This is a genomic window from Streptomyces sp. NBC_00554, assembly GCF_041431135.1.
Taxonomy (GTDB): Bacteria; Actinomycetota; Actinomycetes; order Streptomycetales; family Streptomycetaceae; genus Streptomyces.
Genome location: NZ_CP107799.1, coordinates 5,490,624 through 5,510,388 on the forward strand (window position 1 = coordinate 5,490,624; position 19,765 = coordinate 5,510,388).

A 19,765-nucleotide genomic window follows, 5' to 3' on the forward strand; every position below is an offset into this window, starting at 1 on the left:
GGGAGACGCCGGCATCGGGGGTCAACCCCGTTGAGTGGCAAGGGTGTTGGGAGGCGGCTCTCGGATGGATCGTGTCGCCGGTGGTCGGCGTACCGCACGGCGGTGAGGGTTCCGCCGTCGCCCGGGGGGCCGTTCGGGTTGCCGCGTCCCGGCAGTGAGCCCGTGCCCCGTCGGGTCGCGCCACAGCCCCATGCGTTAGAAAGGCGTCAACGGCTCATCAGGAATCCGGGGGCGCAGATGACGGGGCGGGGCATACCCGAGGAGTTTCTGGACGGGTATGCGCGGATCCTTGCCGAGGCCTCCGCGACCGGTCGTCGGCTGACCCGTGACGAGCTGGACTCCCGCCGGGCGTTGGGTGAGCGGGCGGCCGAGGCGGGGTACGGGCTGCGTGCTCTCGTTGTTGCGCACCTGGCCGCCACTCGTGTCCATTGGCCGGCCGCCGCTTCCGACAGCACGCTGGCCGCCGTGGAGCAGGCCGTCGACGCCGTCGCCGAGGGCTATGAGCGTGCGCAACTCCTCGCCGTACGCCAGGAGGAGGCCGCGCGCCGGGAGTTCATCGACGATCTGCTGTACGGGCGCAGTGACTTGGGCCTGCTCGCCGAGCGGGCCGAACGCTTCGGGCTGCGTCTGTCGCACGCGCATGCCGTCGCCGTGGCCCAGGGTGATTCCGGGTACGACGAGGGGGACACCGTGCCGCGCGAGGTGGAGCGTGCGCTGATCGGGCGGTTCGGTGACCGCAGCGTCCTGGTGACGACCAAGGACGGGCGCCTGGTGTGCATCGCGCCGGGCGACCAGGACGACGTGCTCTCCTACTTCGCGAAGCAGGCGTACGCCGTCATGGACGGAGGGCAGGTCGCCATCGGCCGGCCCCAGCCCGGTCCCGGCGGGGTCGTCCACTCGTACGAGGAGGCCCTGAACGCTCTCGACCTGGCCGAGCGCCTGGAACTCGACGCACCTGTGCTGCGCGCCGCCGACCTGCTCGTCTACCCGGTCCTCACCCGCGACCGGCAGGCCATGGCAGACCTGGTCCTCAGTACCCTTGGCCCCCTTCGGCAGGCCCGCGGTGGTGCTCAGCCGCTGCTCGACACCCTTACCGCGTACTTCGAGTCCGGTTGTGTCGCCGCGGAGGCCGCCCGGCGTCTGTCGCTCAGCGTCCGTGCCCTCACCTACCGGCTGGACCGTATCCACAAGCTCACCGGCGCGAGTCCGGCCGACCCGGTGAACCGTTACACGCTCCAGACCGCGGTCATCGGGGCCCGGTTGCTGGACTGGCCGGCGAAGGAATTCTGAGTTCGAAGGAGTTCTGAGTTCACGGAGTGGGCGCCGCGTCTCACCCCCGCCGGGGTCGGCCGCGTCTCCGCCCGAGTCAGCCCCGCCCCCGCGAATCCAGCAGCGTCCTTGCGATGGCTAGCTGCTCCGCGACCAAGCCGAGCCCGTCCTCCACCCGCCACAGCGAGTTCTGCAGCACCCGCCCCAGCGTCCAGGCCCGCGCCCGCTCCCGGTCGGCGCCCAGCGTCTCCGTCATCAGGTCGAAGCGGCGTAGCAGGTGTCCCTCCTCGAAGCGGCTCCAGAGTGCGGGCAGCAGCTCGAAGCAAGGGTCTCCGGCGAGTGGCTTCGGGTCGATGGCCAGCCAGGGTTGGCGGTCGGCCGCGAGGATGTTCTCGAAGTGCAGGTCCCAGTGCAGGAGCCGGTCTCCCGGCTCGTCCGCGACCTCGCGCAGCGCGGCGGCGCAGTCCCGCAGCAGCCGTCGGTCGTTCTCGTCGTGCAGCGCATCGAGCACCGCCGGCAGTCGGTCGAACATGCCCGCGGTCAGATCGCCGAGCCGTCGCAGGCCCGCCGGTGCCGGAAGAGACGTCAGCCGGGCGAGGAGGTCCGCGAGGATCCCGGTCGCCTCCATCACATCCGGTACGGCGGCCAGTGGGCGGTTCTCGTCGAGGCGCTCCAGGAGCAGCGTGCCGGAGTCCGGGTCGTAGTCGAGGAGGTGGACGGCGCCGTCGCCGCCCCAGGTGCGCAGGGCGAGCGCCTCACCGGCCGTCTCGTCGTCGAGGTTCTGGAGTTTCAGCGCTGCCCGGGTTCCGTCGGCGCGTACCACCGGCAGGACGACCGAGGCCCGTCCGCTCATCGGCCGGCCCTCCTGCCGGAGTCCCCAGCGCTCGAGAAACTCCGCTCCCCGTTCCAGCAGCCGGACGTCCCACACCACGACAATCACCCCATGAGTCGAGTTTCGCGCGCCGCCCGGTCGTACATCGGCCGTGCCCCGGGAACGTACATCTGGCTGGCGATCCTCTTCATCACGACCGTGGCGATGCACCACATGTCGCCGGAGTTCGAGGAGGAGTTCCTGCGGCAGCGGTCCACCAACATCCATGAGCTGTCGAGCAATCCGGTGCGGGTGCTCTTCTCCAGTGCGATGTGGATCGACGGCGGGCATTGGCTGCCGTACGCCGTTCTGTACACCGTGTTCCACGCGCAGGCGGAGCACTGGCTGGGTACCGCGCGGTGGCTGGTGGTCTGTGTGGCCGCGCATGTGCTGGCGACGTTGATCAGTGAGGGGGCGCTGCTGCTTGCGATCCGGCACGGGGTGGCGCCGCATTCGGCGGTCAACACCCTGGACATCGGGGTGAGTTACGCGCTGGCGGGGGTGATCGCGGTGCTGACGTACCGGATCGCGGCGCCCTGGAGGTACCCGTACGTGGCGGTGGTGCTGGTTGTGTACGGGGTGCCGCTGGTGACCGGCCGTACCTTCACCGATCTCGGGCATTTCACCTCGGTGCTGATCGGTCTGGGCTGTTATCCGCTGGTCAGGGGGCGCGGAAAAGCATGGAATCCGAAGGAGACAGTGGCCGCCCTCAGGGGTTAGCGTCCCGCCATGAGCAGCAGCACGGTCAACGGCGGCATCTCCTTCTGGTACGCGGACGACGGCTTCCCTGCGCCGCGTGAGCCCCTGCCCGGTGACGCCTCCGCGGACGTCGTCATCGTCGGCGGCGGCTACACGGGTCTGTGGACCGCGTACTACCTGAAGAAGGCGGCGCCCTTCCTGCGGATCACCGTCCTGGAGCAGAAGTTCTGCGGGTACGGGGCCTCGGGGCGCAACGGCGGCTGGCTGTACAACGGCATCGCGGGGCGGGACCGGTACGCGAAGCTGCACGGGCAGGAGGCGGCCGTACGCCTTCAGAAGGCCATGAACGAGACGGTCGACGAGGTGGTGCGGGTTGCCGTCGAGGAGGGCATCGAGGCGGATGTTCACCAGGGTGGTGTGCTCGAAGTGGCGTACACCCCGGCGCAGTTGGCGCGGTTGAAGGCGTTCCATGAGGACGAGTTGTCGTACGGGGAGAAGGACCGTGAGCTGTTCGGCGCGGTGGAGACCGCCGAGCGGATCCGGGTCGCGGACGTGGTGGGGTCCACGTGGACGCCGCACGGGGCGCGGCTGCATCCCGTGAAGCTGGTGAAGGGGCTGGCCGCCGCGGTCGAGGCGTTGGGCGTGACGATTTATGAGCAGACGCCGGTCACGGAGATCCGGCCGAAGCATGCGGTGACTCCGTACGGCACGGTCCGGGCGCCGTACGTGCTGCGTTGCACGGAGGGCTTCACGGCGTCCCTCAAGGGTCAGAAGCGGACCTGGCTGCCCATGAACTCGTCGATGATCGCGACGGAGCCGTTGACCGCGGAGCAGTGGGAGACCATCGGCTGGGAGGGGCGGGAGACCCTGGGCGACATGGCGCACGCGTACATGTACGCCCAGCGCACCGCTGACGGCCGGATCGCGCTCGGCGGTCGCGGATTCCCGTACCGCTTCGGGTCGCGCACCGACAACGACGGCCGTACGCAGCCGGCGACCGTCGAGGCACTGCGCGAGATCCTCGTCCGCTTCTTCCCGTCCCTTACCGGGGTGGGGGTGGAGTACGCCTGGTCGGGAGTGCTCGGTGTGCCGCGCGACTGGTGCGCGACGGTGACCCTGGACCGTTCTACGGGGCTCGGCTGGGCCGGCGGGTACGTCGGTTCCGGTGTCGCCACCACCAACCTCGCCGCCCGTACCCTGCGCGACCTCGTCCAGCAGGACTCCGGGCAGTCGGGCGCCACGGAGCTGACCGGGCTGCCCTGGGTCAACCACAAGGTGCGTAAGTGGGAGCCGGAGCCGTTCCGCTGGATCGGGGTGCACGGGATGTACGCCACCTACCGCACGGCCGACCGGCGTGAACTGACCACGCACAGCGCGGAGTCGTCGCGGTTGGCGCGGGTGGCTGATCGGGTGGCGGGGCGGCACTGACCCCGTGCCCCGGGGGACTGAAACCCGTTGGGTCCGGCCCGCGCCCGTATGTGAAACTGCGGCCATGATTCGCCCAGCCACCCCCGCCGATGTCCCCGTCATCCACGCCCTGGTGCGTGAACTCGCCGAGTACGAGAAGGCGCTGGAGGAGGCGCGGGCCTCTCAGGAGCAGTTGCGGGAGGCGCTGTTCGGGGAGCGGCCGGCCGCGTTCGCGCATGTCGCCGAGGATGCGTCGGGGGAGGTGGTCGGGTTCGCGCTGTGGTTCCTGAACTTCTCGACGTGGCGCGGGGTGCACGGGATCTACCTGGAGGACCTGTACGTACGGCCCGAGGCGCGCGGCGGTGGGCACGGGAAGGCGTTGCTGGCCGAGCTGGCGCGGATCTGTGTGGAGCGCGGGTACGAGCGGCTGGAGTGGTCGGTGCTGAACTGGAATCAGCCGTCCATCGAGTTCTACGAGGCGCTGGGCGCGCGGCCGCAGGACGAGTGGACGGTGTACCGGCTGACGGATGGCGCGCTCGCGACACTTGGTTCACGGGACTGACTGGGCTCCAAGGGACCGACTGGTTCAAGGGACTGACCGGTTCAAGGGACTGACTCGGGGAGCGGGGCTGCCGTGGTCGCCGCGTACTTGGGGGCCTTCGCGGTGACCATGAGGCCCGCGATCAGGCCGGCCAGGAGCAGGACGGCGACGGCCCACCAGAGGGCGACGGTGTAGCCGTGGACGATGCCCTGGCGGGTGATCAGCTCCCGTTGGGCGGGGTCGGTCAGATGGGCGGCGATGTACGCCGTGCCGCTGGTGGTGGCGATGGTGTTCAGCAGCGCCGTACCGATCGAACCGCCCACCTGCTGCGAGGTGTTGACGGTCGCGGAGGTCACGCCCGCGTCCTGCGGGGCGACTCCGGCGGTGGCGGTGGCGAAGACCGGCATGAAGGTCAGGCCCATGCCGAGGCCGGTGAGGAGCAGGCCGGGCAGCAGGTGGGTCGCGTAGGCGGAGTCGACGGTGAGCTGGGTGAAGACCAGCATGCCGGAGGCGGCGATGATCATGCCGGGGACCATCAGGGTGCGGGGTGCCACGTGGTTCATCAGCCGGGCGGAGATCTGCGTCGAGCCGATGATGATCGCGGCGGTCATGGGGAGGAAGGCCAGGCCCGTCTTCACGGGGGAGTAGCCGAGGATGACCTGGAGGTAGTAGGTCATGAAGAGGAACATGCCGAACATGCCGATGACGGCGAGCCCCATCGTCAGGAAGCAGCCGGCGCGGTTGCGGTCCTTGACGATGTGCAGGGGGAGGAGCGGGCTCGGGGCCCTGGTCTGCCACCACACGAAGGTCGTGAGGAGTACGACGCCCGCCGCGAAGAGGCCCAGGACCAGTGAGTCCGTCCAGCCTCGCGGCTGGGCCTCGCTGAACCCGTAGACGATGGCGACCAGGCCGCCGCAGCCCATCAGCGCACCGGGTACGTCGAGACGCGCACCCTTGTTTCCCGGGCGGTCCTGCAGCAGCGCGAACGCGCCGAAGACCGCGATGACGGCGATGGGGACATTGACGTACAGGCACCAGCGCCAGTTCAGGTACTCGGTCAGTACGCCGCCGAGGATGAACCCGATCGCGGATCCCGAGCCCGCCAGGGCGCCGTAGATCCCGAAGGCCTTTCCGCGCTCCTTCGGGTCGGTGAACGTGGTCGTGAGGAGGGACAGCGCGGAGGGGGCGAGTACGGCGGCGAAGACGCCCTGGAGCGCGCGGGCGGCGAAGAGCATGCCTGAGCCGGTGGCCGCGCCGCCGAGTGCGGAGGCGGCGGCGAAGCCGATGAGCCCGACGATGAAGGTGCGTTTGCGGCCGACGAGGTCGGCGATGCGGCCGCCGAGCAGGAGCAGCCCGCCGAAGGCCAGGGTGTACGCGGTGATGACCCACTGGCGGTTGCCGTCGGACATGTTCAGATCGCTCTGTGCGGAGGGGAGAGCGATGTTCACGATGGTCGCGTCGAGGACGACCATCAGCTGGGCGAGAGCGATGATCACCAGGGCCCACCAGCGGCGGGGGTCGGCGCCCGCCGGGACGCCCGGTTCACCTGTCCGGGTGACGTTCACCCGGTCAGAAGACCATGAATCCGGGTGTATCGCATCTCCGGTCCGCTGGTCGCTGTCTCCGGTCTTGTGGCCCATGTCTCCGGTCTTGTGGTCGCTGTCTCCGGTCCTGTGGTGATTCACGGCTCCAGCACCACCTTGCCGACCGTGGCCCGGTTCTCCAGGGCGCGGTGGGCGGCGGCCGCCTCGGCGAGCGGGAAGCGTGTCACGGCCGGGGTCAGCCGGCCCGCGGCGGCCTGGCTGAGGGAGCGGAGTTCCAGGGTCTGGACGGGGTTGGGGCCGCCCGCCCTCCGCATCATCTCGGGACCGAGGACCTCCTGGGAGACGCCCTCGACGAGCAGCGGGGTGCCGTTGTGCAGGCCCTCGGCGGACCAGCCGAAGACGAGGTGCGTGCCGCCGGGACCCAGGAGCGCGACGGACTTGCGGGCCGTGTCGCCGCCCACGCCGTCGAAGACGACGGTCGCCTCTCTGCCGCCGAGGAAGGCGCGGACCTTCTCCGGCCAGTCCGAGTCTTTGTAGTCGACGGCCAGGTCGGCGCCGTTCTTCTCCACCCGGGCCACCTTCTCCGGGCCGCCCGCGAGCCCGATCACGGTGGCACCCGCGTGTTTCGCGTACTGCACGAGCAGGGTGCCGATGCCGCCCGCGGCCGCCAGGATCACGGCCACGGAGTCGGGGCCGAGCTCGGCGAACTGGAGGATCCCCATCGTCGTACGCCCGGTGCCGATCATCGCGACGGCCTGCGCGAAGTCCAGGTTGCCGGGGATCTCGTGGAGGCGGTCGACGTCGGTGACGGCGAGTTCGGCGTAACCGCCCGGGGCGAAGCCGAGGTGCGCGACCACGCGCTTGCCGAGCCAGAGTCCGGCGACACCCTCGCCGAGGGACTCGACGGTTCCGGCGACCTCGCGGCCGGGGATCGTGGGCAGGGCGGGCAGCTCGGGCAGCGGGCCCCGCAGGCCCTCCCGGATCGCGGTGTCGAGAAGGTGTACGCCCGCCGCGGCGACGGCGATACGGACCTGGCCCGGGCCCGGTCGAGGGTCCTCGGTCCTCTCGTACGAGAGGTTCTCGGCCGGGCCGAAGGCGTGCTGGCGGATGGCGTGCATGGGAGCTCCTCGGAGTCGTCGTACAGCCAGCCTCCGACCTCAAGCATGCTTGAGGTCAAGGCGTTCCCGGATCCTGAGGGCCAGAGTCACGGCTTCGAGCGCGCTGTTGAAGGAGACCTCCGAGAGCACGCCGGGGGCGGCGACCTGGTCGCCCGCGAGGTAGACGCCGTCGCCGCGGTCGATGGCCGGCCGGTCGCGCCAGCTCGTGCCGGGCAGGTCCACCGCGCCGGTACGCCCGTTCGCGGTGGCCTCGCTCCGCCAGGTCACGCGCTCGCGCCAGCCGTCGAAGGCGAGGTCGAGCAGGTGCTCGGCGCGGGCGATCCCGTCGGCCCGGGACTCGTGCGGGGCGATCGGGATCTGCCCCTGGACGAGCTGCTCCCCGGCCGGGGCGAGGGTGCGGTCCTGCGCGGTGAAGCGTTCGATCCAGCCCGGCGCGTCCAGGTCGGAGACGGCGAACGCGTCGCCGCGCCGGGTGCGGACGGCCACGTCGAGGAGCGCGGTACGACCGCTCGTCCAGGTCAGCGAGTCGTCCCTGAGGAGGCGGCGGGCGGATTCGAGGGAGGTGGCCACGATGACGGGGCCGTCCTGGGGCAGCGCGTCGACCCTCGACAGAGTCTCCATCCGGACACCGAGATTCCAGGCGCGGGCCGCCATCCGGTCGATGACGGATGCCCAGCCGCCCCGCGGATAGTGCGCCTCCGGCGGCAACTTCGTGGCGCGGCGCAGGCGTTCCTGCACGAAGGCCGCGGAGAGGGAGCCGGGGTCGTGGTGGAAGAGGGCGACGGCGGAGTAGTGCGCCGCGGCCAAAGCGCCCTCCTCGCCCGCCTGTTCCGTCGCCCAGGTCATGAAGTCGACGTCCACGGGCGCCTGTCGGGACGTACGGCGCAGGAGCTTGAGCATCGCGAAGGGCGGGGTGCGGCGCAGGGCGCCCTTGTGGTGGAGCCTGAGGCGGGCCGCTTCCAGGGGCGGGATCGGGGCGAGCGGCCCGAGCAGGTTCCGCTGCCTGAGCCAGCTCCAGTGCGGGCCGCCGCTGTACAGGGCGTGCGGGCCTTCGTTGGTCTTGTAGGGGCCCTCGGCGGTGCGGGCCCGGCCGCCGAGCGTGTGGTGGGCCTCGTACACGGTGACCTTGGCGCCGGTCTCGGCGGCGGTGACAGCGGCGGTGAGTCCGGCGAAGCCGCCGCCGATGACGGTGATGTGGGGCATGGCTGGGGTCTCCCTCTGCTCCGGGTGCGCTGCCTCTCTTGTGTGTTGACTGATTGCGGGGGCCGGAATGTGACATGGGGAGGTGAACTGGCAGGTACTGGCAGGTCAGGGCTGTTGTCAGTGGTGGGGTGCACCATGGGGGCATGGTGGGCAAAGCGGCGGGCGAGGCGAAGAAACCGGTCAAGGGGGCGCGGCGGCCGGAGCTGCGGCTGCCGCCCCTGGAGCCGTACGGCGGTGCCGGGCTGGAACCCGACGGGGATTACGACGGTCTCGAGTTCCGGGACGTGGACTTCGTCGGGCAGGACGGCGGGGGAGCGCGGTTCATGGACTGCGCGCTGACGGGGTGCGCGTTCGACGAGACGCGGCTGCATCACGCGCGCTTCCTGGACTCGGTTCTGACGGGCATACGGGGTGTGGGCACCGATCTCGCCGAGTCGACGCTGCGGGACGTCGAGCTGGTCGACGCGCGCCTGGGCGGGGTGCAGCTTCACGGCTCGGTCCTGGAGCGGGTGCTTGTGCGTGGCGGCAAGATCGACTATCTGAACTTGCGCAAGGCCCGCCTCAAGGACGTTGTGTTCCAGGGGTGCGTGCTGGTGGAGCCGGACTTTGGGGGTGCGCGGCTGGAGCGGGTCGAGTTTGTGGACTGTGTTCTGAAGGGGGCGGATCTGACGGGGGCGAGCCTGACGGATGTCGACCTGCGGGGGGCCGCCGAGTTCACGATCGCGCGGGGGGTGGATCGGCTGGCGGGGGCGGTCATCAGTGCGGGGCAACTGATTGATCTGGCGCCGGTGTTGGCGGCGGAGATGGGGGTGCGGGTGGAGTAGGGGGGTGGTTTTTCGCCCCCTCCGCCCCTACCCGTCCCTTGTCCCTGGGGCTCCGCCCCAGACCCCGCTCCTCAAACGCCGGAGGGGCTGGATTGTGCCGTTTTTAGCCCGTCCGGCGTTTGAGGACGAGCGCGTCAGCGCGATACGGGGGTCTGGGGGCGGAGCCCCCAGGTACGGGACGGGTAGGGGCGGAGGGGGCGAAAAAACTCCCCGCCGTCACCTCACGGCACCCGAGGAAACCGAGCCTCCAGCGTCCACACCGCCGGATTCTCGCGAAGCCCTTCGTGAAGGTCGACGAGGTCGGCGATCAGGTCGTGCAGAAAGTCCCGCGCCTCACGCCGAAGCTCGGCGTGCGAGAAGGTGAGCGGCGCCTCTTCGACCCGCATCCAGTCGGCCTCGACATCCACCCACCCGAAGCGCCGCTCGAAGAGCATCCGGTCGGTCGACTCGGTGAAGTCCAGCTCCGCCCGCTGCGGCCGCGAGGCCCGGCTCCCCCGCGGATCCCGGTCCAGCTGCTCCACGATGTCGCACAACGCCCACGCGAAGTCCAGCACCGGCACCCATCCCCAGGCTGTGGACAGCTCCCGGTCCGCCTTGGCATCGGCGAGATAGACGTCCCCGCAGAACAGGTCGTGGCGCAGCGCGTGAACGTCCGCACGGCGGTAGTCGGTCTGCGGGGGGTCGGGGAAGCGGTTGGAGAGGGCGTAGCCGATGTCGAGCACGTAGGTGATGGTGTCACGTGCTCGTAGGATCACGGACGTGCCCCGATCCTCCGCCGCCGCCCCCTTTGCCCTGGCCATCGCCCTGGCGCTCACCGCGTGCAGCGGCGGCGTGCAGGGCAAGCCCGGCGCCTCCGGCGTAAGCGACCCGTACTTCCCGAAGCTGGGCAACGGCGGCTACGACGTCACGCACTACGACCTGACCCTCTCCTACGACCCGGGCACCAAGCGCCTGAAGGGGACCGCGGAGATCACGGCGAAGGCCACCCAGGACCTCAGCGCCTTCAACCTCGACCTGAAGGGCCTGGACGTCGACGAGGTCACCGTCGGAAGCGTCGGAAGCGTCGGAAGCGTCGGAAGCGTCGGAAGCGGGGGAGACCAGGCGGACGCCCGCTGGAACCGCGCGGGCCACGAGCTGACCGTGCGCCCGCACGACGACCTCGACCAGGGCGAGACCTTCCGCACGACGGTCCGCTACTCCGGCACCCCCGAGACACTCACCGACCCCGACGGCTCGGAGGAGGGCTGGCTGCGCACGGCCGACGGCGCCCTCGCCCTCGGCGAACCCACCGGCTCGATGACCTGGTTCCCCGGCAACCACCACCCCTCCGACAAGGCGTCGTACGACATCAAGGTCACCGTCCCCGAGGGCCTGCAGGCCGTCTCCAACGGAGAGTTGAAGGACGAGACGACGCTGAACGGTCGCGCCACCTTCACCTGGCACTCCGCGGAACCGATGGCGAGCTATGTGGCGACGGTCGCGATCGGGACGTACGACATCACCCGGACCGCGACGAAGAACGGCCTGCCCGTGATCGTCGCCGTCGACCCGACGCAGGCCGCGGCGAGCAAGAAGCCGCTCGCGAGCATCCCCGAGATCATGGAGTGGGAGGAGTACAACTTCGGCCCGTACCCCTTCTCCTCGACGGGTGCGATCGTCGACCGCCAGGACGATGTGGACTACGCCCTGGAGACCCAGACCCGCCCGGTCTTCCCCGGCGCCCCCGACACCGAACTCCTCGTCCACGAACTGGCCCACCAGTGGTACGGCGACTCCGTCACGCCCAGGACCTGGCGGGACATGTGGCTCAACGAGGGCTTCGCCACGTACGCGGAGTGGCTGTGGCAGGAGGACCACGACGGCGACACGGCCGAAGAGACCTTCAACTCCCTCTACCAGGGCGACTACTACGACGACCCGGACCTCGACGAGGCCCTCTGGTCCTTCCCGCCCGCCAAGCCCTCCAGCGCGGCACACATCTCCGACAGCCCCGTCTACGAACGCGGCGCGATGGTCCTCCACAAGATCCGCCAGACCGTCGGCGACGACACCTTCTACGACATCCTCCAGGGCTGGGCCGCCGCCCACCGCCACGGCAACGCGGACACCGCCGACTTCACGGCGTACGTGGAGAAGTCAGCGCCGGACGCGGACTTCACCGAGATCTGGGAGGACTGGCTGTACGGGGAGGGGAAGCCGGCGAAGCCGTGAGCGCCGCTCAGGTCGACGTAGTGTGCCCGTCCAACTCGTCCAGCAGATAGGTCAGTCGGGGCAGCCACACGGCCTCCGTCGCGTCGGCCAGCTCCCGCCGGTTCCACCAGCGCCAGTTCAGGATCCCCTCCTCGGCGTGCATGGCGCTGACATCGGCGCCGGTGTCCGGCTCACGACGCGGCCCGCGAGCCACGTAGATGTGCTCGTGCTGGCGCACGGGGACTCCGGCCCGCGTGAAGTCGCGTTCCCATGTGCACAGCAGCGGCCCCAGGGTGAGGTCGGCCCACCCGGTCTCCTCGCGCACTTCCCGCAGGGCGCCCTCGCGCGGGCTCTCGCCTGGTTCGAGTCCGCCGCCGGGCAGGGCCCAGTGGACGCCCAACTCCTCGTTGTCGTGCCGGAAGAGGAAGACGGAGCCGTCGGGGTCGAGGACGGCGACGCGGGCCGCGCGGCGCGGTTTGCGCAGCGTCTTACGCAACACCGCGCAGGGCCGGTGGAGTTGCAGGTCCTCGCGCCGCCCGATGACCTCGTACCCGAGGGCGGTCCAGAAGGCGAGGCCCTTGGGATTGCTGTCGAGCACGGCAAGCCGCACGCCGACCCGCCCCGCACCCCGGAACCGCTCCTCGACGAGCCCCGCCAACTCCCGCCCGTACCCCCGGCGTTGCTCATTCGCATCCACGAGGAGCAGCCCGATCCAGGGGTCGGGATCGGCCGGATCGGGATGCCGCGAGAGGGTGATCACGACCCCGACGAGCCGCCCTCCGACCCTGTCGCGGGCCAGCAGAACCTCCACGTCCGGGTTCGCCAACTCCTCGTCCAGCGCGGCCGAGACCTGCTCCGCGCGGATGTCGTCGGGGTCGGGGAAGTCGCCGCTGAGGGCGTGGAAGTCACGGTTGGAGGCGTAGAGGGCGGTGAGTTCGGCGAGGAGGGCGCTGTCGGCCAGGGGTAGGGCCAGGGGTTCGAGGATCACGCGGGGCAGGCTATGGCGTGTACGGCGGGTGGTCATGGGCGCCGGCGTCCGTTGCCCGCCTCAGTCGCCGGAGTACCCGAAGACCCCCAGGTGGGTCGGCTCGTCCCCGGTGTGCAGGATGACGTACAGGCCGGTCCACCGCATGCGGCACTCGTCGATCAGGGTCTGCCCTCGGCGCGCCTCGTACGACCGCCGGATTTCGGCGAGCGCCTCCTCGAACTGCCCGCGCGTCGGACGGTCGGTCCCGAAGTGATGGGTGACGCGGTCGGGGGCGAGTGGCCGCAGAGTTCCGTAGTCCTCGATGTTGAGTTCTGACGGGGCGTCGGTCGTGTGGACAACGCGCTGGACGTCGAGAATCGAGTGAGTGCCTTCCTCGCCCATGAACTCCTCGTCGGCGTACAGCTCCTCAAGGCTCCCGAACGTCTCGCCGTCGCCGTATTCCTCCTGGAAGACCTGCGCGTGCAGGCTCTCCAAGGCTGCCTCGACACTGCCGTCGTACGGGATGACGTACTCCCAGCCACTCGCGCCCATAGCGCCACCCTCCCCCTGTTGAGAACGGCGTCACCCTAGGGGAAGGGTCTGACAACGGCTTCGCCCTGACCGTCAGCGTGCATGAATCGATCCGTACTATGCGATCTCGTCGTCGTAGGCGGGCTCCGGCAGGCGCGTACCACGGCTCTTCGCGACGCGGTGTACGTCGGTCAGGGACTCGCGCATCCGCGCGAGCAGGAAGCGGAGTTGGGCGGGAGTGGCTTTGTCGTCGGCGAGCATGTCGGCCGCGTGGTCGAGGAGATCGCTTGCCATGCCGAGCTGGACGCTTTCGATGTTGTCCGCGACGCGGGTGAGGTAGCCGGTGCCGTCCGCGACGCGGGTGAGGTAGCCGGTGCCGTCCGCGAGAAGGTAGGCGGGCTTCCTGGAGCACATTCCCGAGATCGAGTTCAAGTACGACGGCTCGGTGGAGCGCACCGCGCAGATCATCGCTGAGGCGGGCTTCGAGGTGGACTGGAAGCTCTGGGAGCGGGACTACGGCAAGTGCGGGCCATGCAGTCCGGGGGCGAACTGCCACTGATACGAAACGGTCGGGCCCGGGGGCGTCACGAACGCTCACGGGCTCCTTCGCGTGCGTATTCGGAGCGAGGTGGTGTCATTCGGCCGTGTGCGGGAGGAAGCGCCGATACGGTGTCCAGCTCAACGGACACCGGTCACTCCGCCCTCCCGAGGAGCCTCATGCCCCACGCGCCCATGACACCGGCCGAATACTGGGACAAGTACAAGCCCTACAAGGGTGAGGGCGCCCAACCGGCACCGCAGGCCGACCGGTTCGACTGGACGCAGTACCCCGGGTACGGGCCCGGGGCCGAAGTTCTCGGTCATCCCCGCCGCGCGCTGGAGCTCGGGCCGGCGGAGGGCAAGGAGGCAGCCCACCTGGCCTGCCAGGGCGTTGAGGTGACCGGCGTCGACTTCTCCCCTGTCCAGACCGAACGTGCCCGCGCCTGGTGGAAGGACACTCCTAGGTTGTCCTTCGTCCAGGGCGAGGCTTGCTCCTACCTCTCGGCGACCCCTGCGGAGTACGACGCGGTCTATTCGGTTTGGGGAGCTGTGTGGTTCACAGATCCCGAGGACCTGTTTCCGTGCGTCTTCAAGCGACTGGCCCCCGGCGGAGTCTTCGCGTTCTCGCAGGCCGAACCAGTCGTCGGCTCCTACGGTCCTCAGCGGATGCGGGGCAAGTGGCTCGAAGGCCGGGAGCGCGAGCTGACGGTACTGCGCTGGCAGTACACCCCCGAGATGTGGGCGGACACCCTCAAGCGGCACGGCTTCACCGACATCGACGCCCACGTCCTGAAGGCCCCGGAACCAGGAAACCTGGGCACGCTCATGGTGCGTGGCCATGTCCCGGCATAGGGCGGTCCGCAGACTCGTGGGCCTCGTCGGAGTGCCGGCACGCGCCAGAGCCCCCGGCGGATGCCGGGGGCTCAGCAACTCGCAACACGCAGCCGGAACTTAGACGTTCACGCCGAAGTCCTGGGCGATGCCCACCAGGCCCGACGCGTAGCCCTGGCCGACCGCGCGGAACTTCCACTCGGCGCCGTTGCGGTAGAGCTCGCCGAAGACCATGGCGGTCTCGGTGGCGGCGTCCTCCGACAGGTCGTAGCGGGCGATTTCGGCGCCGCCGGCCTGGTTGACGATGCGGATGTAGGCGTTGCGGACCTGGCCGAAGTTCTGCGAGCGGGTCTCCGCGTCGTAGATCGAGACCGGGAAGACGATCTTGTCGATGTCGGCGGGGAGGCCCGCCAGGTTGACGTTGATCGCCTCGTCGTCGCCCGCGCCCTCGCCCGTGCGGTTGTCGCCGGTGTGGACGATGGTCTGGTCCGGGGTCTGCTTGTTGTTGAAGAAGATGAAGTGGGCGTCCGAGTAGACCTTGCCCTCGGGGTTGACCGCGATCGCCGAGGCGTCGAGGTCGAAGTCGGTGCCCGTGGTGGAGCGGACGTCCCAGCCGAGGCCCACGGTGACGGCGGTCAGGCCCGGAGCCTCCTTGGTGAGCGAGACGTTGCCACCCTTGGACAGGCTTACAGCCATTGTTGGGAGTCCCTTCCCTCGTTGCGTACGTGCACAGTGCTCGTACGTTTGGGCTTCGTACGGGCACGAAGCTACAGCTACCTCTTAGAACGCCACGAGGGGTACCGAAGGTTCCTGCCCTCTTTACTTTCTTTACCTAGGAGACGAGGAGCCGCTGAAAAGCGGGTGACGTGGACCGGACATCCGAGCGACCATGTACCTCATGTCCGGTCCTTACGTCATTCGCGGCTCCGTCTCCCTCCCCGAGGCCGAGCTCATGTGGCGTTTCTCGCGCTCCGGCGGGCCCGGCGGCCAGCACGTGAACACGAGCGACACACAGGTGGAGCTCGGGTTCGATCTCGCGAAGACCAACGCGCTGCCGCCCGTCTGGAAGGAGCGCGCCCTCGACAGGCTCTCCGGGCGGCTCGTCGACGGGGTCATCAGCGTCCGCGCCTCCGAGCACCGCTCGCAGTGGCGCAACCGTGAGACCGCCGCCGTGCGGCTGGCCTCACTCCTCGCCGAGGCGTCCGCGCCCCCGCCCAAGCCCCGCAGGGCCACCCGTATCCCACGGGGGATCAACGAACGCCGCCTCCGCGAGAAGAAGCAGCGCTCCGACACCAAGCGCGGCCGCAACGGGCGGGACTGGGGTTAGAGCCCCCCGCCGGCTCAGCCGATAGCCGATAGCCGATAGCCGACAACCGGCAGGCGTCTCAGCCCAACTGCCGGTACCTGCCCTTGAAGTACGTCAACGGACCCCCGTCCCCGCTCGGCAGCCCCGCCGTCAGTACGCGGCCGATGACGAGGGTGTGGTCCCCGGCGGGCACCCGCTGCTCCGTACGGACCTCCAGGGTCGCCAGGGAGCCGCGCACCAGGAGTGCGCCGGACGCCTCTCCGCGTACGTACGGGATGTCCTCGAAGAGGAGGCGGTCGCTGATGCGGCCCTTCATGGCGAAGCGGCCCGCGATGTGGCGCTGGCTCTCGGAGAGTACGGAGACGGCCCACAGGGGCTGTTCGGCGAGCAGGTCGTCCATGCGGGAGCCGTCGCGCAGGCTGACCATCACCAGGGGCGGGTCGAGGGAGACGGACATGAAGGCCGTCGCCGTCATGCCGATGTCCTCGCCGCCCGGTCCGTCCGGGTCGAGCGCAGGCTCGTGCGCGGTCACCAGGACCACGCCCGCGGCCAGCCGGGACATGGCGGCGCGGAACTCGTCGTTGCTCACCCCCTCAGCATGCACGGGTGAGGTGGGCGGAGTGGCAGGGGGAGCGGGAGGGGGAGTGTTGAGCACGCCGAAACGCTAGTCTCCGGTGCCGGGGCCGCACATCGGTCCCCGGCCCGAACCGGGTCCTAGGACCGGCGACCTAGCGAATGCGTACCGGCCGCGTACCCGCATCGGACACAATCGCTCACAGTGCTTGCACAGCTCCCTAATATGCGCTCAATAGGCGCACGGAGAAACTGCAGAAACCCCACTCAATTGTTCACGTTACGCTGTGACTTGAGTCACAGGAGCCATATTTTGTTGACCCTGTGTACCGAGTGAGCAGCGCGCTGTGATTCAGTGACTGGGAAGCTACGCAAGAAGCTACCAACCGGTAGACGAAGAGAACCAGGTACGCCGAAGAGAACCCTGGAGTTGCTGCGAGGTCTCGAGGGGAGGGCGAATGGAGACCGAGTCGGAGCCCTACGTCCGTCTTGCGACCCTGCGGCAGCTGCACACGGTGATGGCGGACATGAACACCGCCCGGAGCCTCGCGGACACGCTGCAGACCGTCGCCGACGGAGTGGTCACCGGCCTCGGCTACGAGCTTGCCTGTGTCAACCTCGTACGCCCGGACGGCGACCTCGTGGTCGCCGCGCTCGCCGGCAACTCCGCCGCCGAGGCCCTCATCACCGGCCGCGTCGGCTCCCGCGCCTCCTGGGACCGCCGACTGAACATGGGCGAGGCCTGGGGCGACCTGCGGTTCATACCGCACACCGAGGGCTGGGTCCTCGACGACGACGACGTACCGCAGTGGTACACCGACGGTCCCGCGCCCCGCTTCGAGGACGAGTGGCACCCCGCCGACCGTCTCTTCGCGCCGATGTACACGCCCGGCGTCTCCGGCAGCAGCAGCTGCGGCGAACTGATCGGCGTCCTGTCCGTGGACAAGCCGCGCAACGGGCGACGGCCCGGCGCGTGGGGGCGCGAGGCGCTCCAGATGTACGCGTTCCAGGGCGCCATCGCCATTAGCAACGCGCGTCTACGAGCGAATATGCAGCGTGCACTTGTCCGGCTGGAGCGCGAACAGCAGGCGCTGCGGGCGAGCGAGGAGAGTTTCCGGCAGGCCTTCGAGTACGCCCCCTCCGGCATGGCCATCGCCGAGATGGGCGGCGACCAGCACGGGCGGATCCTCCGCACCAACGACGCGCTCTGCCGCCTGCTCCTGCGTCCCGCCTCCGCGATGCGCCGCTACTCCTTCTCCGACCTCGTCCACCCCGAGGACATCGGCACGCTGCTGCGGACCTCGGCGGAGGGCGGTCGCGCGGAGCTGAGACTCTGCCGCCGCGACAACACCTACGTCTGGGTGTCCCTGCGCAACTCCGTCGTCGCCGACGCCGCCGACGGCCCCCGGTTTCTGCTCACGCATGTCGAGGACATAGAGGAACGCAAGCGCCGCGAGGTCCAGCTCGCCCACCGCGCCTCCCACGACTCCCTCACCGGCCTGCCGAACTCCGCCGAGCTGCGCTCCCGGCTCAGCTCCCGCCTCTGTCAGCGCCCGCAGGCCCTCCCGCCGGGCGCGATCGAGTCGCTGGACGCGGCGTACGGGCACGGGCAGCAGCAGTACGCGGAGCTGCCGGGAGGGGAGCACGGCTCGTACGACGGGAACGGGAACGGTGGCCAGGGTGGCTACGACGGGAACGGGCACAGCTTCGACCCGTGGCCCAGTTCCGAGGCGTACGACGCCTTCGACCACCATGTGCACACCATCGCGCCCGAGGGCGAGACGGACGACGGCACCAAGGGGCTCGCGGTCCTCTTCTGCGACCTCGACGGCTTCAAGTCGATCAACGACCGGTTCGGGCACAACGCGGGTGACGAGGTTCTCATCGAGGTCGCGCGCCGGCTGACCAACGTCGTCCGGGACGGCGACACGGTCGCCCGGCTCGGCGGCGACGAGTTCGTGGTGCTCGCCGACGGGCTCGGCCGGGCCGACGCGCAGGACCTCGCCGTACGGCTGCGGAACGCGATCATCCCGCCCATCAGGGTCGACGGCAGGGCCGTCCGGGTGGGCGCCAGCTTCGGCATCGGGTGGGCACACTGCGGCATGACGGCGGACGAGGTGCTGAAGTCCGCTGACGAGCGGATGTACATCGAGAAACGGTCTCGTCCCAAAGCACATCGGCGGGCCGGATAAGTCGCAGGTCAGTGGGTCGAAGCGGTGAGGACACCCGTTTGGCCCAGCGAGACCGGGTAGGCTCGCCATTCATCCATGCAGTGAATCTGCACCGTCCGCAGCTGTACCGCACCCGCTAGGAGACCAAGGGATGACGCCCGGCAACAACGGCGCGAGCACGCCCGAGGACGATGACCCGTTCGGCTATCTCTACGAGGATGGCCAGGCCAACGGAGCCACCCCGCCCAGTGGAGGCGGCGGCTACGGTTACCCGGGCTCGGTCAACAGGGTGCGTGCGGTCGGCGAGCGCCGCAACGGACCGCAGCAGGGCGGGCAGGGCGCGTACGGCCAGCAGGCCCCGACCGCGCAGTACGGCCAGCCGCAGGCTTTCGGCCAGCCCCCGGCCTACGGCCAGCAGGTGCCGCAGCAGTCCCAGGCCTACGGCCAGCCGAACCCGAACTACGCCGCACCCGAGACCGTCCCCGGTGGCGCGCCCACGACCCGGCACTCATCGGTCGGTGACGGCGGCGGGCGCGGCCGCGGATCGAACGGGCCGAATACCAAGGGCCTCCTCATCGGTGCGATCGCCGTGGTCGCGGCTGTTGTCATCGGCATCAGCATCGCCATGTTGAGCAGCGACTCGGGCGACGACGACAAGGACGCCGCGGGCGGGGCGAGTTCGACGCCTTCGACCTCGCAGAGTTCGTCGCCGAGCGAGGCGGCGAGCGAGCCGGCCACGCTCGAGCCGACCACGATCGACGCGAAGGCGCTGAACCTCGGCACCGGCGTGACCACGGCCACTGACATCGAGGGCGCGGAGTCCGACGGCGGTGTCTATGTGACGGGCCTCAACCAGGCCGGCGCCCAGGTCACCTGGACCGTCGACGGCATTCCCAAGGACGGCGTCTACACCATCTTCACGCGCTACAGCGTGCCGGGCAGCGATCAGAAGATGACGCTCACCATCAATGGCAAGGAGTTCGGCAGCAAGCTGAACCTGAAGAACTACGCCGAGGCCCAAGAGGGTGACTTCGCGAAGGGCTGGACGACGACCTACTCCTGGCCCACCCTCACCAAGGGCACCAACACGATCTCCATCTCCTGCCAGAACGGCGACAGCTGCAATGTCCTGCTGGACCAGCTGCGGGTGAAGGAAGGCCAGGTCAAGGACTGGTGACAG

The 19,765-nt window shown here is 69.7% G+C and carries 20 protein-coding genes; 10 read left to right on the forward strand and 10 right to left on the reverse strand.

Going from position 1 to position 19,765, the window contains the following annotated elements; genetic code table 11:
- Window positions 1-237: 237 nt before the first annotated feature.
- Window positions 238-1,290, forward strand: coding sequence for a PucR family transcriptional regulator (locus OG266_RS24175; RefSeq protein ID WP_371548362.1), 1,053 nt, complete (start codon window positions 238-240; stop codon window positions 1,288-1,290).
- A 76-nt stretch (window positions 1,291-1,366) separates the two neighbouring features.
- On the opposite strand, the gene OG266_RS24180 is transcribed toward OG266_RS24175, so the two are convergent.
- The gene (locus OG266_RS24180; protein ID WP_371548364.1) at window positions 1,367-2,209 is read right to left on the reverse strand and encodes an aminoglycoside phosphotransferase family protein; all 843 of its coding nucleotides are present in this window, start codon (window positions 2,207-2,209) and stop codon (window positions 1,367-1,369) included.
- A 3-nt stretch (window positions 2,210-2,212) separates the two neighbouring features.
- On the opposite strand from OG266_RS24180, the gene OG266_RS24185 reads away from it, so the two are divergent.
- The 3 genes from OG266_RS24185 to OG266_RS24195 all read left to right on the forward strand — a co-directional run bounded on the left by OG266_RS24185 (window position 2,213) and on the right by OG266_RS24195 (window position 4,808).
- Complete coding sequence (locus OG266_RS24185; protein ID WP_371548366.1) at window positions 2,213-2,860, forward strand: rhomboid-like protein; 648 nt, start codon at window positions 2,213-2,215, stop codon at window positions 2,858-2,860.
- Window positions 2,861-2,869: 9 nt separating this feature from the next.
- Window positions 2,870-4,267 (forward strand): NAD(P)/FAD-dependent oxidoreductase, encoded by a 1,398-nt coding sequence (locus tag OG266_RS24190; RefSeq protein WP_371548367.1) that lies wholly within the window; start codon window positions 2,870-2,872, stop codon window positions 4,265-4,267.
- Between the two features lie 64 nt (window positions 4,268-4,331).
- Window positions 4,332-4,808 (forward strand): N-acetyltransferase family protein, encoded by a 477-nt coding sequence (locus OG266_RS24195; protein WP_371548369.1) that lies wholly within the window; start codon window positions 4,332-4,334, stop codon window positions 4,806-4,808.
- A gap of 41 nt (window positions 4,809-4,849) precedes the next feature.
- Here the strand turns inward: OG266_RS24195 and OG266_RS24200 are convergent, their stop codons facing one another.
- From OG266_RS24200 to OG266_RS24210, 3 genes are all read right to left on the reverse strand, one after another.
- A complete protein-coding gene (locus OG266_RS24200; RefSeq protein ID WP_371552930.1) occupies window positions 4,850-6,283 on the reverse strand; it encodes an MFS transporter in 1,434 nt (477 codons plus the stop codon).
- Between the two features lie 185 nt (window positions 6,284-6,468).
- A complete protein-coding gene (locus tag OG266_RS24205) occupies window positions 6,469-7,449 on the reverse strand; it encodes a zinc-binding dehydrogenase (RefSeq protein ID WP_266459477.1) in 981 nt (326 codons plus the stop codon).
- Between the two features lie 39 nt (window positions 7,450-7,488).
- Window positions 7,489-8,652, reverse strand: coding sequence for an NAD(P)-binding protein (locus OG266_RS24210; protein ID WP_371548371.1), 1,164 nt, complete (start codon window positions 8,650-8,652; stop codon window positions 7,489-7,491).
- Between the two features lie 143 nt (window positions 8,653-8,795).
- Here OG266_RS24210 and OG266_RS24215 point away from each other — a divergent pair, with 143 nt between their 5' ends.
- Window positions 8,796-9,476, forward strand: coding sequence for a pentapeptide repeat-containing protein (locus tag OG266_RS24215; RefSeq protein ID WP_371548372.1), 681 nt, complete (start codon window positions 8,796-8,798; stop codon window positions 9,474-9,476).
- Between the two features lie 221 nt (window positions 9,477-9,697).
- On the opposite strand, the gene OG266_RS24220 is transcribed toward OG266_RS24215, so the two are convergent.
- Entirely contained in the window at window positions 9,698-10,198 is a 501-nt protein-coding gene (locus OG266_RS24220; RefSeq protein WP_266464097.1) for a hypothetical protein, read from the reverse strand.
- Between the two features lie 7 nt (window positions 10,199-10,205).
- Between OG266_RS24220 and OG266_RS24225 the strand changes: the two genes are divergently transcribed.
- Window positions 10,206-11,687, forward strand: a complete 1,482-nt coding sequence (locus tag OG266_RS24225; protein ID WP_371548373.1) for a M1 family metallopeptidase — start codon at window positions 10,206-10,208, stop codon at window positions 11,685-11,687.
- Between the two features lie 7 nt (window positions 11,688-11,694).
- Here the strand turns inward: OG266_RS24225 and OG266_RS24230 are convergent, their stop codons facing one another.
- From OG266_RS24230 to OG266_RS24240, 3 genes are all read right to left on the reverse strand, one after another.
- Window positions 11,695-12,654, reverse strand: coding sequence for a GNAT family N-acetyltransferase (locus tag OG266_RS24230; RefSeq protein WP_371548375.1), 960 nt, complete (start codon window positions 12,652-12,654; stop codon window positions 11,695-11,697).
- A 60-nt stretch (window positions 12,655-12,714) separates the two neighbouring features.
- Window positions 12,715-13,185: a hypothetical protein gene (locus tag OG266_RS24235; protein ID WP_371548377.1), complete on the reverse strand. Its 471-nt coding sequence runs from the start codon at window positions 13,183-13,185 to the stop codon at window positions 12,715-12,717.
- A gap of 96 nt (window positions 13,186-13,281) precedes the next feature.
- Window positions 13,282-13,578 carry a hypothetical protein gene (locus OG266_RS24240; protein WP_371552932.1) on the reverse strand — a complete coding sequence of 99 codons (297 nt, stop codon included), beginning with the start codon at window positions 13,576-13,578 and terminating at the stop codon, window positions 13,282-13,284.
- Between the two features lie 303 nt (window positions 13,579-13,881).
- On the opposite strand from OG266_RS24240, the gene OG266_RS24245 reads away from it, so the two are divergent.
- Entirely contained in the window at window positions 13,882-14,556 is a 675-nt protein-coding gene (locus OG266_RS24245) for a trans-aconitate 2-methyltransferase (protein ID WP_371548379.1), read from the forward strand.
- Window positions 14,557-14,655: 99 nt separating this feature from the next.
- Here the strand turns inward: OG266_RS24245 and OG266_RS24250 are convergent, their stop codons facing one another.
- Entirely contained in the window at window positions 14,656-15,231 is a 576-nt protein-coding gene (locus OG266_RS24250) for a TerD family protein (RefSeq protein WP_266459486.1), read from the reverse strand.
- Window positions 15,232-15,433: 202 nt separating this feature from the next.
- Between OG266_RS24250 and arfB the strand changes: the two genes are divergently transcribed.
- Window positions 15,434-15,862, forward strand: coding sequence for an alternative ribosome rescue aminoacyl-tRNA hydrolase ArfB (gene arfB, locus OG266_RS24255; protein ID WP_371548381.1), 429 nt, complete (start codon window positions 15,434-15,436; stop codon window positions 15,860-15,862).
- Window positions 15,863-15,920: 58 nt separating this feature from the next.
- Here arfB and OG266_RS24260 read toward each other — a convergent pair whose 3' ends face one another.
- On the reverse strand, window positions 15,921-16,496 hold the full coding sequence (locus tag OG266_RS24260) for a flavin reductase family protein (RefSeq protein ID WP_266459489.1): 576 nt from the start codon (window positions 16,494-16,496) through the stop codon (window positions 15,921-15,923).
- 376 nt (window positions 16,497-16,872) lie between these two features.
- Here OG266_RS24260 and cdgB point away from each other — a divergent pair, with 376 nt between their 5' ends.
- On the forward strand, window positions 16,873-18,606 hold the full coding sequence (gene cdgB, locus OG266_RS24265; protein WP_371548382.1) for a diguanylate cyclase CdgB: 1,734 nt from the start codon (window positions 16,873-16,875) through the stop codon (window positions 18,604-18,606).
- Between the two features lie 130 nt (window positions 18,607-18,736).
- Window positions 18,737-19,762 (forward strand): CBM35 domain-containing protein, encoded by a 1,026-nt coding sequence (locus OG266_RS24270; protein WP_371548384.1) that lies wholly within the window; start codon window positions 18,737-18,739, stop codon window positions 19,760-19,762.
- The last annotated feature ends 3 nt before the right edge of the window (window positions 19,763-19,765 follow it).